The sequence below is a fragment of the Nostoc sphaeroides genome (genome assembly GCF_003443655.1).
Lineage (GTDB): Bacteria > Cyanobacteriota > Cyanobacteriia > Cyanobacteriales > Nostocaceae > Nostoc > Nostoc sphaeroides.
Genome location: NZ_CP031941.1, coordinates 4,545,526 through 4,560,362, shown reverse-complemented (window position 1 = coordinate 4,560,362; position 14,837 = coordinate 4,545,526). Strand labels below are relative to the sequence as shown.

The 14,837-nt window shown below is 42.0% G+C and carries 14 protein-coding genes; 2 read left to right on the top strand and 12 right to left on the bottom strand.

Going from position 1 to position 14,837, the window contains the following annotated elements; translation table 11 throughout:
• Positions 1-61 precede the first annotated feature (61 nt).
• From D1367_RS20305 to D1367_RS20290, 4 genes are all read right to left on the bottom strand, one after another.
• On the bottom strand, positions 62-583 hold the full coding sequence (locus D1367_RS20305) for a DUF29 family protein (RefSeq protein WP_118167975.1): 522 nt from the start codon (positions 581-583) through the stop codon (positions 62-64).
• Between the two features lie 5 nt (positions 584-588).
• A complete protein-coding gene (locus tag D1367_RS20300) occupies positions 589-1,110 on the bottom strand; it encodes a DUF29 family protein (protein ID WP_118167974.1) in 522 nt (173 codons plus the stop codon).
• Between the two features lie 4 nt (positions 1,111-1,114).
• A complete protein-coding gene (locus D1367_RS20295) occupies positions 1,115-1,633 on the bottom strand; it encodes a DUF29 family protein (protein WP_118167973.1) in 519 nt (172 codons plus the stop codon).
• 326 nt (positions 1,634-1,959) lie between these two features.
• A complete protein-coding gene (locus D1367_RS20290; RefSeq protein ID WP_118167972.1) occupies positions 1,960-2,583 on the bottom strand; it encodes a class I SAM-dependent methyltransferase in 624 nt (207 codons plus the stop codon).
• A gap of 93 nt (positions 2,584-2,676) precedes the next feature.
• Here D1367_RS20290 and hemH point away from each other — a divergent pair, with 93 nt between their 5' ends.
• Positions 2,677-3,843, top strand: a complete 1,167-nt coding sequence (gene hemH / locus D1367_RS20285) for a ferrochelatase (protein ID WP_118167971.1) — start codon at positions 2,677-2,679, stop codon at positions 3,841-3,843.
• Between the two features lie 512 nt (positions 3,844-4,355).
• Here the strand turns inward: hemH and D1367_RS20280 are convergent.
• The 4 genes from D1367_RS20280 to D1367_RS20265 form a co-directional block, all read right to left on the bottom strand.
• Positions 4,356-4,895 carry a DUF4126 domain-containing protein gene (locus D1367_RS20280; protein ID WP_118167970.1) on the bottom strand — a complete coding sequence of 180 codons (540 nt, stop codon included), beginning with the start codon at positions 4,893-4,895 and terminating at the stop codon, positions 4,356-4,358.
• 549 nt (positions 4,896-5,444) lie between these two features.
• Positions 5,445-6,740 carry an adenylosuccinate lyase gene (gene purB, locus D1367_RS20275; RefSeq protein WP_118167969.1) on the bottom strand — a complete coding sequence of 432 codons (1,296 nt, stop codon included), beginning with the start codon at positions 6,738-6,740 and terminating at the stop codon, positions 5,445-5,447.
• Positions 6,741-6,780: 40 nt separating this feature from the next.
• Positions 6,781-7,332 carry a DUF421 domain-containing protein gene (locus tag D1367_RS20270; RefSeq protein ID WP_118167968.1) on the bottom strand — a complete coding sequence of 184 codons (552 nt, stop codon included), beginning with the start codon at positions 7,330-7,332 and terminating at the stop codon, positions 6,781-6,783.
• A gap of 156 nt (positions 7,333-7,488) precedes the next feature.
• Complete coding sequence (locus D1367_RS20265) at positions 7,489-8,505, bottom strand: YihY/virulence factor BrkB family protein (protein WP_118167967.1); 1,017 nt, start codon at positions 8,503-8,505, stop codon at positions 7,489-7,491.
• A gap of 531 nt (positions 8,506-9,036) precedes the next feature.
• On the opposite strand from D1367_RS20265, the gene D1367_RS20260 reads away from it, so the two are divergent.
• A complete protein-coding gene (locus D1367_RS20260; RefSeq protein WP_118167966.1) occupies positions 9,037-9,678 on the top strand; it encodes a type I restriction endonuclease in 642 nt (213 codons plus the stop codon).
• Positions 9,679-10,357: 679 nt separating this feature from the next.
• Here D1367_RS20260 and D1367_RS20255 read toward each other — a convergent pair.
• From D1367_RS20255 to D1367_RS20245, 4 genes are all read right to left on the bottom strand, one after another.
• The gene (locus tag D1367_RS20255; protein WP_118167965.1) at positions 10,358-10,777 is read right to left on the bottom strand and encodes a hypothetical protein; all 420 of its coding nucleotides are present in this window, start codon (positions 10,775-10,777) and stop codon (positions 10,358-10,360) included.
• Positions 10,778-10,979: 202 nt separating this feature from the next.
• Positions 10,980-11,141, bottom strand: a complete 162-nt coding sequence (locus D1367_RS31040) for a hypothetical protein (RefSeq protein ID WP_181984901.1) — start codon at positions 11,139-11,141, stop codon at positions 10,980-10,982.
• 139 nt (positions 11,142-11,280) lie between these two features.
• On the bottom strand, positions 11,281-12,135 hold the full coding sequence (locus tag D1367_RS20250) for a DUF4394 domain-containing protein (RefSeq protein ID WP_118167964.1): 855 nt from the start codon (positions 12,133-12,135) through the stop codon (positions 11,281-11,283).
• Between the two features lie 691 nt (positions 12,136-12,826).
• Positions 12,827-14,356 carry a YifB family Mg chelatase-like AAA ATPase gene (locus D1367_RS20245; RefSeq protein ID WP_118167963.1) on the bottom strand — a complete coding sequence of 510 codons (1,530 nt, stop codon included), beginning with the start codon at positions 14,354-14,356 and terminating at the stop codon, positions 12,827-12,829.
• Positions 14,357-14,837 lie beyond the last annotated feature (481 nt).

Sequence of the window (14,837 nt, the reverse complement as noted above, 5' to 3'; positions counted from 1 at the left end):
AAGTTGACGGTAAAAATCTCAATTTAACACTTGGTATCACCGCCTAACAAAGAGCAGATATTTATTTTTCCCGATTTATCCAATCTTCACCACCAGCTAACTGACTGAGATAATCATCCATAATCGCCGGTAATTCCTTTGGCGAATAATTATATGTTAAAGCCAGTAAACTAGTAGCTGTAGTCAAAATCTGGCTTTTATCTAGCATTCCAGACAACTGAGAGCGAGTAAATTTGCCATTCATCACTTCATCACTCGCATCTGCGATCGCATCCTCAATTACTTGATCTTCTATGAATTTTTCCCATTCATTTGAATTGATATAATAAGATGTTTGATTGTCTTTTAGATTGACTTCTTTAATTTCGCGGATTGCATTGCGAATAGAAGCAGCCCAAGAATTTGTTAATCGTTTTTCTACTTGATTTTTAATCAAATGAATTAATAGAATTCTTAAAAACGATTTAATCTGCCGCAGAATTGCCTTTTTACTCATCCCCTCTAATTCATCTACAATTGCCAAAGCATCTCCATAACGTCCTTCCAAAATACTTTTTTTCAGGTCTATTAGTTCCTGGGTCATTTTTTTTACCGCCTGCGTACTTTCCAATCTTCTCCACCGGATAGCTGAGTTAAAGTTTCAGCCACAACTGTCGGTAACTCCTTAGCTGAATAGGAATAAGTTAGTGCTAAAAACTTCAACGCAGTCTGAATAAGTTGTTTCCTATCGACTATTTCAGCGAGTTGAAATTGATTATATACTCCATTCATTACTTCATCGCTAGCATCTGCGATCGCATCTTCAATCACTTCCTCTTCTATCAAAGTCTCCCACTCATCTAAATTAATATAGTAAGATTTTTTATTATCTTTGATATTTAGCTTTTTAATTTCTCTGATTGAATTACGAATAGAATTTGCCCAGGAACCAGTTAATCGTTGTTCTACTTGGTTTTTAATCAAATGAATCAACATAATGTTTAAATAAGCTTGGATATTCCGCAGAATAGCTTGTTTACTCATGCCTTCTAATTCATCTACAATTGCCAAGGCATCTGCATAACGTCCTTCCAAAATACTCTTTTTGAGGTCTATTAGTTCCTGCGTCATTTTTTTATCGCCTACCTGCTTTCCAATCTTCTCCACCAGTTAGCTGAGTTAAATTTTCAGCCACAACAGCCGGTAACTCCTTAGCTGAATAAGAATAAGTTAGCGCCAACAACTTCAGAGCAGTCTGGATTATCTGGTTCCTATCCACCATTTCAGTAAGTTGGAATTCATTGTACATTCCATTCAAAACTTCCACACTGGCATCACGCACTGCTATTTCTATTTCATCTTCAATATAAGTATCCCATTCGTTTAAATTTATATAATAGGATTTTTTATTGTCTTTGAGGTTGAGTTTCTTAATTTCTATAAGTGAATTACGAATAGAAGCAACCCAAGAATTGGTTAATCGCTGCTCTAGTTGGTTTTTAATCAAATGAATCAGTAGAATCCTTAAATAAGCTTGGATATTCCGCAGAATAGCTTGTTTACTCATGCCCTCTAATTCATCAACAATTACCAAGGCATCTGCGTAACGTCCTTCCTGAATGCAACTTCTGAGGTCTATTAATTCCTGTGTCATTTGTTATTAACCTCAAAATTTCATCATGCTAATTTGAATATAACAGTTCTCACTTGGGTTCTATACAGTCGCAACCTCACCCCGTATTTTATGGGTGCAAACAATTCCCTCTCCAAAGCATCCTACGGTGTACACACAAGTCTAAAAAAGCTCTATTTCTCATTATTGTCTTGTTACTCTCATTGCCATGAAGAGCATGGGAGTGCCTGATTCGAGGCTACTGCCTCAAGTTTTATATTGAGTCAGAGACTCAATGAATGCATTCCCAGTCGGAGACTGGGAACGAGTCAAGTCTTATCAAGCAAGGTTTTTAGGACTAGTATTGTTCACTTCTGAGCCTGTACCACTTGCAAACTCCCACCTGCATATAAAGTTGGCTCACCCACATTAAACCCAGTCTCAGTTAACAATCGAGGCAAATCAGTTTTCAACAATTGCCAAGCTGTTTCCGTTTCAAACAACAACAAAAACACTGATATTCCAGGCCAAAATATCGGATTCGTCGGAGCATGAAAATCCACCAGTGTAAACACTCCTCCTGGCTTCAACACCCGATAAACTTCACTAATAATTTTTCGCAATTGCTCAGGCTGCATCTCGTGTAATGCAACGCTGGTATGCACCACATCAAATAGATTATCTGCAAATGGCATCTTCTCGGCAAAAGCTTCGAGATAGACTGCTGATGGTACATTTTGCCGCGCTCGTTGCAAGGACTTGGGTGAAGCGTCCAATCCTGTTACATTTTGTGATAATTTTACTAAAAATTGCGTCGTTTGACCACTGCCGCAACATAAATCTAAAACCTGAGTATCTGAGTGAATTGTTAAGCCTTGCAAAGCAAGTTGTCGAAAACGGGCTTCACCACCTACACTTAAGGCTGCTAAACGAGAGATACCATCATATAGCCACTGATAACGGTAACTCCAATCCCTTAAAATTGTTGCCATTGCATATTTCCTTGCTATTAAGCTTTATATTTAATAAAGATATATTGTTAACATTAGTAAAAAACCTGAAAAGATTGGGGGAAAGTAACTGCTATGGGTCGTGTAGGCGTCTTATTACTCAATCTCGGTGGCCCCGATAAGCTAGAGGATGTCGGGCCGTTTTTGTACAACCTATTTTCCGATCCGGAAATTATTCGCCTACCATTTCGCTGGTTGCAAAAGCCCCTAGCCTGGTTTATTGCCTCACGGCGAACCAGAACATCTCAAGAGAATTATAAGCAAATCGGTGGTGGTTCTCCACTGCGGCGGATCACAGAAGCCCAAGGGCAAGCTTTAAAAGAACAGTTGAGTCATTTAGGACAAGAAGCCAAGATTTACGTGGGGATGCGTTATTGGAATCCCTATACAGAAGAGGCGATCGCACAGATCACCCAAGATAATATAGAACACCTGGTAATATTACCATTATATCCCCAGTTTTCTATCAGTACGAGTGGTTCTAGCTTCCGGCTTTTAGAAAAACTTTGGCAAGAAGACCCAAAGCTTCAACCCATTGATTACACCGTAATTCCTTCCTGGTACAAAGAACCAGGCTACCTCCAGGCAATGGCGGAACTCATAGCCCAAGAATTAGAACAGTTTCCTAACCCAGATGAGGTTCATATATTCTTCAGCGCTCACGGCGTTCCTAAAAGCTACGTTGAAGAGGCTGGCGACCCTTATCAGCAAGAAATTGAGGAATGTACTGCTTTGATTATGCAGACCCTCAATCGACCCAATGCGCACACCTTAGCTTACCAAAGTCGTGTCGGCCCAGTAGAATGGCTCCAACCTTATACTGAGGATGCCCTCAAAGAACTAGGCGCAAAGGGCGTGAAAGATTTGGTTGTCGTACCAATCAGTTTTGTCTCAGAACACATCGAGACTCTGCAAGAAATTGATATTGAATATCGGGAAGTAGCAGAAGAAGCAGGAATTCACAATTTCCGTCGTGTACCTGCTCCCAATACCCATCCAGTATTTATTAATGCACTTGCAGACTTGGTGATTAATGCGCTGAAAAATCCCAGTTTCAAGCTTTCGCAAGCTGCCCAAATGAAAAAAATGGTGAAAATGTACCCTCAAGAGGGTTGGGAATGGGGTTTGACTACTAGTGCTGAAGTATGGAATGGGCGGATTGCCATGCTGGGTTTTATTGCATTAATCATCGAGTTGATTACCGGTCATGGCTTCTTGCACATGATTGGACTTTTGCAGTGAAAAGAGTTAGGAGTTAGGAGTTAGGAGTTAGGAGTTTGGAGTTTGGAGTTTGGAGTTAGGAGTTAGGAGTTTGGAGTTAGGAGTTAGGAGTTTGGAGTTTGGAGTTTGGAGTTTGGAGTTTGGAGTTAGGAGTTAGGAGTTAGGAGTTTGGAGTTTGGGGTTTGGAGTTTGGGGTTTGGAGTTAGGAGTTTGGGGTTTGGAGTTAGGAGTTAGGAGTTAGGAGTTAGGAGTTTGGAGTTTGGCGTTGCTGATTAGATGTATGAATCTTGGTATAGAGACGTTGCATTGCAACGTCTCTACAAAGGTTTTGAAATTATGCAAGATCATTTTCATACCTGAATTCAGCAACGCCTAAATTCTTGTCCCTAGTTCTTCACTCTTAACTCCTAACTTTTCACTCTTAACTCCTAACTTTTCACTCTTAACTCCTAACTTTTTACTCTTAACTCCTAACTTTTCACTCTTAACTCCTAACTTTTCACTCTTAACTCCTAACTTCTCACTTTTAACTCCTAACTTTTCTGCCGATACCAGTCATACCATTGTTTAGCACTACGAACTGCAAACCACAGCAGTATTAAAGCAATTAATCCTCCTTGCCAGGGAGCATCAAAGGCAAAAAGTACTAGAGCAACACACAAGGTATCTTGAAGAAAGACTGCCCACAATGGTAAGCCGCGTAACCGATAGAACCAACCAACTTGAACTAGCTGGAGTACTAAAGCTAAGGAACCCCCAATACACCCAATCATCCAGCTTGGCGTTGCTGTTGCATTAGCTACTGCTAACCCCATAATTGCCCCCACGACGGGAGACATGAATAATTGAACTAGTTGTAGCAATCTTTGCCCCCATAGCTTTTTTGAGGCTAATAATTCAACTAAAGACCAACAGCTGAGGCAGGCTAACAAGATTGGTGGAGAAATGTGAGATAAAATTGGAACTTGCGACCACAAGCTACTACCCTGCAACAATCCAATAAGCAGCAGAGGTGTAGCTATTCTCATTCCTGCTGCCGCCGAGGCTGAAAGTGTGGCTAGGATTTCAATCATGAAAGCACTCGAAGCACTAATAAATAACAAGTAAATATGTGTTATTTATACTACCCAGTGCTGTCAAAAATTCCAGCACCAAATTAACAGTCTTCAGCAATGCAATACTAAAAATTTTTGGTATTTTTATAGCGTTTCCCGGCCTAGTGACGTACACTCGTAGGGGCACGGCACTGCCGTGCCCCTAAACCTTGCGATATAATTTTGTACCTCATTTGAATGGGAACCGCTATATATATCTAGGACTTACGCACTTTACAAATTAAGCATCTTATAAATCTCAAGCTTATTAAGATAAAAGCCTTGCCTTCCCTCGTTCCTGGGCTGCTGCGTGGGAATGCGATCGCTCGGAGGCTCTGCCTCCTAGTTTGACAGGAGGCAGAGCCGGACACAAGAGCATTACAAGATAGAACCTTGTAACGAGAATTCACCTTTCGTTATGTCTGTCAATGGGTAAGTTTTATATATCTTCTTTGAAAAACTTTGCGTATTTTTTGAGTAACAGGTTAGTAGTAAGCGCTTCAGCGCTCACTACAAGCAAATTAATTCCTAAATTCCCAACCGTTGATAAACCTCTTCTAAATGGCTTAGATGCTGCTGGGGGTCAAAACATACTTCTAGTTCTGCTGGGGACAACTTTTCGGTAACGCGAGGATCTTTGCTAATCAAGTCCTGGAAATTACCTTCTGGCTTGTTCCAAGCGGCGTGAGCGCTTTCTTGAACGATCGCATAAGCTTCTTCTCGCTGGCTTCCCTTGTCTATCAAGGCAAGCAGGACTTTTTGGCTGAACACAACGCCGCCGTAGCAGTTGAGATTTCGTTCCATGTTCTCAGGATAAACCAACAGGTTTTTTACCAAGTCGGTTATTTCTATTAACATAAAATGCGTCAAAGTGCAAGCATCTGGCAAAATTACCCGTTCTACAGAACTATGGGAAATATCCCTTTCATGCCAGAGAGCAACGTTTTCCAAAGCTGCACCGGCATGGCTTCTGACGAGTCGCGCCATTCCCGTCAGCCGTTCCGAACGGATGGGGTTGCGTTTGTGTGGCATTGCCGAAGAACCTTTTTGACCTTTGGAGAAAAATTCTTCAACTTCCAGAACGTCTGTTTTTTGGAGATTGCGAATTTCTACAGCAAAACGTTCGATGGATGCTGCTACCAAAGCTAATTGTTGCACATAGTCGGCATGGCGATCGCGCGAAATAACTTGCGTTGAGGCCGTATCGGGTTTGAGTCCGAGTTTTTGGCAAGCGATCGCTTCTACACGCGGTTCCACATTGGCATAAGTTCCCACCGCACCAGAAATCTTACCCACAGCGATCGTTTCGTGGAGAATTTTCAGGCGTTCTTGGTGTCGCAACACTTCTGCTAACCAGCCAGCTAACTTGAAACCAAAAGTAATCGGTTCAGCATGAATACCATGCGATCGGCCAGCCATCACTGTATGACGATGTTCCCGTGCTTTTTCACGAATTACCTGAATCAAATCTTCCAAACGTTGCAATAATATATCTAGACTGGCAACCAATTGCAGTGCTAAAGCTGTATCCAAAACATCCGAACTAGTTAAACCCAGGTGAATGTAACGTCCTGCATCACCTACATATTCGTTGACATTTGTCAAGAAAGCGATGACATCGTGGCGCACTACAGCCTCAATTTCCAGCACCCTATCGGGGTCAAAATCTGCCTTGGCCTTAATTTCCTCAACCGCCTCAGATGGGATGTAACCAAGTTCAGCTTGAGCCTCGCAAACAGCAATTTCGACTTGCAGCCAAGTTTTTAGCTTATAGGCTTCACTCCACAGATTAGCCATTTCGGGCAAAGTATAACGCTCAATCACAGTTTGGCACAGAATACAACCGTCATATTTTACAGTTTAATTAATGTAGATCGCTTTTTAGTACTGCTTTTTGCTCAGGGACGGTACTAGTTTTAGAGTCGAAGGTGATGATACTAATCCTGCCATCAGCCTCGATATATGCAAACTTCACATCTGTTAAAAATTCCACACCTTGCTGGCGTAACTTGCTCATCAACTCATCGTCTGTAATTAACTCTCGTTGCAAATGACGCTCAATCATCCGACCATTTTTTACCAGTAGCAGTGGTGGCTGATTCAGAAAACGTTGGAACTGGGGGATTTTGTAACCTAACCAGTTCAGCAAGTAACTCCAAAAAATCACAGTTCCTACCAGGATAGCGCCTTCAGTAATTGATGTATAATTACTTGCCATAGCATTTTGGGCAGCTTCAGCAAATAGCACAACTACGAGTAAATCAGTAATTCCTAGTGTTCCTAGTTGTCGGCTAGGAAGAAAACGTAGCACTGAGAATAGTGCTAAATAAACCAGCGAACCACGGATAATTAACTCAAAGATGCTGATGCTAGGAATAAAGATTGCCTGCCAATTGATAAAAAACCATTTTTCCATTAGCACTGATTTTCTTCCTTTGTTAATAGACTTCTGGAAAAAATCCAGTATCACGTTATTTATCTGTGGTCTGATTTCATCAGACTAACTTTTATTAGAGGTTAAATACTTCAACATCTATCAGAGTTACAAACATATAATCTCAGTATTCAGGGATTAAAATCGCTGATTTTTTCTTCTCTGTTTTAAACGCTTGGGCTTATTGAAAGACTGGAACAAGCGATTAATCAAATTAGAATAAGGCTTTTTCTTAGTGGACGATTGCCCCGTTGGAGCCTTGCCATTATATTCCCTGTTATCAGATAAAGGTATGGCATGTTTAGATGGAGTAATGCCGCTACCGTACCTTCTGGCATAAACTTGAGTAAACTCTGCACCGAAGAAAAGAATCTGCGCGGCATAGTTAACCCAAGCTAAGATTACCACCAGTGAACCAGCTGCACCATAGGCTGAACCAAAACTGCCATTACCTAAATATTGTCCTAACAAAAATCTCCCGATAGAAAATAAAAAGGAGGTGAGCATGGCTCCAATTAAAACATCACTCCAAGCAATTTCGACATCTGGTAGAACTTTAAAAATGAGTCCGAATAGGAACGTAGTGATGGCAAAAGAGATGATGAAATTGAGAATCTGCCAGAGGAAATCGACACCAGGTACTAAGTTACTAAAGTATGCTACTAATGCTGCTAATGCCGTACTAATTACCAGAGAAACTAAAAGTAAAAAGCCAATACCTATTACCATTGCAAAGGACAAAACCCGTAGGCGAATCATGTTAGTTACATTGCGTCCGGGTTTCGGTTTCACTTCCCAAATTGTGTTGAGGGAATCTTGCAACTCGGTAAATAAGCCAGTAGCACCTAATAACAAAACTACGACACTAATGATAGAAGCGATCGCTCCTGTTTGTGGTTTGTTAGCATTGCTAATAGCTGTTTGGATAAATTGTGCGCCATCTTTGCCGACTAAACCTTGAATTTGTCCGACGATTTGACCCCTTGCCGCTTCTTCTCCAAATACTGCCCCTGCGATCGCAATTACAATAATTAGTAACGGTGCAATAGAAAAAATCGTGTAATAAGCTAGCGCCGCCGCTAACCGTGAGGCTTTATCCTCACTCCATTCTTTGAATGTCTCTTGTAATAACTTCCAAATTGCCTGCAAATTCATTCAATCAGTCTCCTTAAGGAATCTCGCGTACTTCCTGATATATTGGATACTGATTTCATCAGTAAAGGCATCCTCCCAAGGGAGTTTGTGCAGCATCCTTGCGGAGGAATTGAGAATTTTAGGGAGCATCCCAAATGTGTAAGTTATATCAAACCCACATTATGAATTGTCATTGCGAGCGCAACGTAGTGGAGTGAAGCAATCCCATATCTTGCGATTGCTTCATTACGCTATCGCTTCATTCGCTTTTGACTTACACCTTTGTGCAAAATTGGGATGCTCCCCAATACTGCTCGGATAAGCAGGGGAGGCAGGGGAAGCAGGGGAGGCAGGGGAGGCAAAAACTCAACGCCAGCCTCCATTTCTCCCCCAGCTATTGAACAGCTTGCCTCAACCAAGAAATTCCTTAACCGAGCAGTATTGGGATGCTCCCGAATTTTATAGTGATATGAGAATGCCATAGCGCCAATTGGCGATAAGAAAGATGCACTGATGTTGATAATGTAGGAAAACAACTGTTACCTAAAAGCAATGACACGAACAGCAGCAATTACGGAAGCGATTACCACTCTTCAGGATGCAGAAAATCGATTCGGTTTTGTCCGTGTTGAAGACGAGAAATTTTTCCCAGAGTGGTATGAGGGATTGTCTGAAATTACAGAAGTAGAAAAAGCCTCTGTGGATGTCGTGCGGCGCAGGTATCTTTATCACCGTGGCGGAGGTGATTTACTAGAAGGGACAGTCCTATTATTGTTGGTGTCACCAATACTTGCACTCTCTGGATTTTACGATCCTCCTTTCAGAATTAAGGCTGAATCATCTGTGGAATTAGTGCTGGATGATGGCGAGGAAATACTGCGCGGGCGGATTGATGTTTTAGTTTTACAAAATCAGTTGTGGGTGATGGTGTTGGAGTCGAAAAAAACCACGCTGTCAGTTTGGGCGGCTGTACCGCAAGCCTTAGCTTATATGATGGCTAACCCCAACCCCAGTAAACCTGTATTTGGGATGTTGACGAATGGAGACGATATTTTATTTGTTAAAGTGACACAAACAAATACACCACAGTACGATTTGTCAAGGGTGTTTGCTCCGTTTGCATCTGCGAGAGAATTGTACGCCGTTTTGCAAATTCTCAAGCGTATTGGTGAGTTGATTTCTTCTGCGTCTTAGAGGTTGTTTGAAAAGTATCAAGCTGTATAAAGATCCCCCCTAACCCCCCTTAAAAAGGGCTAGGGTGTACACACAAGTTGAAAAATTCTCTACCCACATTTTTGTCAGAGTGAAACTGTCACACTTACCAACATCCCGCCCAGAACTGAAGTTCAGGGCTGATAGCTGAAGTCCACTCAAGTGGACTGAATTAATCATTTAGTCCACTTGAGTGGACTTTAGCTATGAGACTCGGAATTCATTCCGAGGCGGGATAGAAACGCAGTGCCAGATTTATTAATAAAGATATGGCTGCGGCAAGACTTGTGTGTACACTGTAGCTTAAAAAGGGGGGAACCGGAATCAAAGTCCCCCTTTTTAAGGCAGGCTGGGGGGATCTATTGGGCAAAATATCACTAACCGAAACGTATTGGGTGATATTTCCAGTTTAGAGGCTCAAGTGCCGAGTTCAGAGGCTCAACTTCCGAGTTCAAAGGCTCAACTGCCTAGTTCAAAGGCTCAACTGCCGAGTTAAAAGGCTCAAGTGCCGAGTTCAGAGGCTCAAGTGCCGAGTTCAGAGGCTCAACTGCCGAGTTCAGAGGCTCAAGTGCCGAGTTCAGAGGCTCAACTGTCGAGTTAAAAGGCTCAACTGCCGAGTTAAATAGAGCAGGTGCGCTACGAATTCACTGAAACCTTCTGCCTACTTTGGAAAGTCAGAAACCTTAGTGGCACTAAAGTTGTAATCAACTCCCCCAGCTGCGCCATCTGATATGTTCCAAACGTTGAATTGTCCCCCTAGCCCTAAACCGTTAATTGAGATCCATCCTGAATAAAACTGAAATGGAATTCCATTAGCAATGCGTACAAATACTATACGGCGCGAGGAAGGAGTATAGTACCCTTGCAAGGGATTTTCAAAGATAGTGCCGGAAATAGTACCGTTTGCAGATTGTGTAATGTTAAGAGTGCCAGATCTGGTGTTTGCTATTGTACTCCACCGCCCTGTAATGTTGCCTGGAGTTGCAGATTGTGAAAGGGCTACATCCGCCGATAACATCGTCATACCACCTAGCATTATGCCTGCTGCCAAAGCTGCTCGCGTTTTAAGATTCGCTGACATAAACTTTCGCTCCTGTATTTTATTTTCAGTTGGATTAGTCTTACACAATGAACCCACAAACCTATTTATGGATTCAAGTCAGTACATATACTGTTTATCTGTATCCTATACTTTATCTTCAACCCAACTATTTCTCTTTAGATTTCTTTATAAATAGCCTCTAAGCCGAAATCAAATCATTAGGAATCGCTCGTCAAATAACTTACAATCGTCCACTAAGTTGTTTCTGGACAGTGACAATTATAATCACTACTTCCCTAACTTCAATAATGTTTAGGCGACGAGCAATTTCTAAATTTTCTCTCTGAAAAAGAGCGAATCTTCTTTTAGCGTGGAAAACACAAATCACGAACTTTTCAAGCATAGTTCGTGATGTGTTTATCAGAAGTTCGTAAGATTTTCTGAAGCGTCTGCTCTGCTCTCGATTGAATATCTTAACAATCAAGAGCAGAGCATACGCGTTTACGCTTTTAACCAATAAATCAAGTCGAGCTTGGGGATGCCTACTTAGATGTAACGGCTAAACCAATGAAGTTACCTTTAGGTACATCGGCGATTTTAGTTGCAGTGCCAGTAGATAGGTTAATAGTGTAAAGAACTGAACCAGACAGTGCATAGGCAGTATTTTTGCCTTGTGCATCTGTAAGGATGTCGAACCCACTTATCGGCGCAAAGTTAACACCAAGCTTGCCGATTGTTCTGAGAGTGCCATCATTGGGTGGGTTTTGCAGTACTAACACATCAAGATCGTAATCAATGCCAAAAAGTTGAGTTGTCGTGGCTCCAGCAACTGAATTTGTGTAAGCGACACCAGTAATGTTGGGGTCAACTGTGGCGTTAACGTCATCAGTAGCATAGGCTAGGGTTTTATCGACAGTGACTGCACCAGTATCTACATTGGTACGAAAATTTTGGTCATTGCTACCTACTGTCCGTAAGCGGTCTGGTACGGGATTGAAGTCAAACCCTGACTGAAATCCTCCATTAAAGCTGCTAGATAGTTTGCTCACAAACGTAGCCCGACCAGTTCTAGGGTTGATCGTGTATATGTTGTCAGTATCTGTAACACCATAAAGCAGACCGTTTGCTGGACGGAAGTCAATACCTTGTAAGTTGCCGTCAATTCCTTTGACTTTAACTGTGAAAGCAAATCCACTCGGATCTATATTTACAAGAGTATTATTTGAGGTTAAGCCAATGAATCTTAAAGGAGACCATTTGCCTGTAACATTGATTTGAAGGATATCACCTATTTTGATGATCCCAACGTCAGCTGAAATTTTGTTAGCACTCAAGCCAAGACTTGCAGTGACTATAGCAACTACAAGGGCAATTTTACGTGTGATAAAACCTTTCATCCTACACTCCAAAATAAGGTTTTCTGATTTTGATTCAGCAAAGAATTATCCTTTTCTAAAAGGATTAATGGTTAAAGCTTACTGATTACTACAGATTACACTGAAATCATTTTTTACAGGTTAAGAAAAAATTAACTTTTTCAAAAATAGTACACTGAATCTTTCAAAAATGAACTTAAATGAAAGTTTATTTAATGCTTTATAGAAAATATCCTACTTTTCCTACTTAACCTACTTTTAACTGTTGGCTTCAACACATACTGTGGAAGTTATAAAATAGATGCGATCGCGCAACCATATTCTCTAGTTTCCAGCAAAATATTGACTTTAGCTCGCTTATCTGTTGGCTTCCACGCCCGCCCAGAAATAAATTTCAGAGGCTCATAGCTAAAGTCTACTGAAGTAGACTAAAGATTTTTGGGCGTTGCTGATTCCATGTATGATTTAGGATTTTGCATAATACCAAAACCCTTGTAGAGACGTAGCAATGCTACGTCTCTACATCCAGATTCATACTTCAATTCAGCAACGCCGATTTTTGGATGTATATTTAGTCATCAAAAGAAGACTTTCGCTATTAGCAAGGAACTTCAGTTACTTGCAGGACATGACTTTTACGTTAAGTTGACACCAATGAGCAATGCTGTGCCCTTAAAGCCTGGTCTATTTACCTGAAAATAGATAGCTATTACTACTGCATTCTATCGATTGTGCGGTACTGAATTGCTTCCGCTACATGATTGGTTTTTAGCTCATCTTCTGCCGCTAAATCTGCAATAGTCCGTGCTACTTTGAGAATGCGATCGCTTGCTCTTGCTGATAAACCTAATTTTCTAATTGCTATTTCTAATAAATTGCGGCTAGCATCATCTAGCTTGCACCATTTCTGGAGATGACGACTTTGCATGTGGGCATTGCAACGCAGATTTGCTTCTCCTTGGAAACGGGTAATGGCGCGATCGCTTGCTTGTTGCACTCGTTGTAGCACTGTTATTGATGCTTCTCCGGTAGGTTGTTGAGTAATTTCTTCTGGTTTCAACCGATTCACCGCAACTTGTAAATCAATTCGATCCATCAATGGCCCAGAAAGTTTTGCCCAATATTGCTCACGTTGACGGGGAGAACAAGTACATTGTTGGATGGTATCGCCATAGTAACCGCATGGACAGGGATTGGTACTCGCCACCAAAGTAAACTGTGCGGGAAACATTACTGATAGTTTGGTACGGGAAATTGTCACATAGCCATCTTCCAAAGGCTGGCGCAAAAATTCTAAAACATCTCGTTTAAATTCTGTCAACTCATCCAAAAAAAGTACACCGCGGTGAGATAATGAAATTTCTCCAGGACGAGGGAAGCTACCACCACCAACGAGAGAAGGCCCGGATGCTGAGTGGTGGGGACTGCGAAAAGGGCGATCGCGTACCAACGAACCGCGATTTTTCAATAAACCAGCTACCGAATGGATGCGAGTCACTTCTAAAGATTCCGCAAAACTTAGGGGCGGTAAAATACCTGGTAAGCGCCGTGCTAACATGGTTTTCCCACTACCAGGCGGGCCGACAAAAATTAGATTATGCCCACCAGCCGCCGCAATTTCTAAAGCACGACGCGCATGAGCTTGTCCTTTCACGTCATGCAAATCTGCGCCAGGGTAAGATACTGTTGCTATCTCCGTTGTACGATCAATTTGCACAGGTTTGTAACGCCCTGGATTATTTAAAAAATCCACCACATCAGACAGATGTTTGCAACCGTAAACAGCCAACTCTTGAACCACCGCCGCTTCTTGGGCATTATCAGCAGGGATAACTAAACCTGCAATTCCCATTTTTTGGGCTGCTGCTGCGATCGGCAAAACACCAGCCACCGGACGCAAACTGCCATCCAGAGAAACTTCGCCCAAGAATAGATAATCTCCCAACAAATCAGCGCTAAGTTGCTCAGAAGCCGCCAAAATTCCCACACTAATAGGCAAATCGAAACAGGGGCCTTCTTTCCGTAAATCTGCCGGAGTCAAATTAATTACAATTTTTCGCATGGGAAAGGCGAAACCTGCATTCTTCAGCGTTGCTTTGACTCTTTCTCGTGATTCTTGAATCGCTGAATCTGGCAGTCCCAAGACAACAATTCCCGGTAATCCCCCTGACACATCGACTTCTACGCCGACTTTGACGGCATCGATGCCCACAATTGATGCACTCCAAACTCTGGCAAGCATTGATTATATAACAGTAAACCTTTCAAATCTCTAGCAGATGAGTCGCTACATTGGCATTAGTGAAATTACAGAGACGATTTTTTGAGCAAAGTAGTTACACCAATTTTCAAGTAAATAGACCACGCTGTAATACCATTTCACTTTAATAATGATACAAATACGCTCTTTTGGGGCAAGGCGCAATGCCCATTGGTGTCAACTTAAGCCCAAACTCCTTTAAAATTCTCGTTTCCAGCCTCCGGCTGAAAATGCATCTCGTGGTGGCTCTGCCGCCAGTAAGGGAGGCGGAGCCTCCTAATACAATACTGCTCGGATAAGCAGGGGAGGCAGGGGAAGCAGGGGAGGCAGGGGAGGCAAAAACTCAACGCCAGCCTCCATTTCTCCCCCAGCTATTGAACAGCTTGCCTCAACCAAGAAATTCCTTAACCGAGCAGTATTGCCTCCTAATAGGCATTCCCAGTCGGAGACTGGGAACGAGATA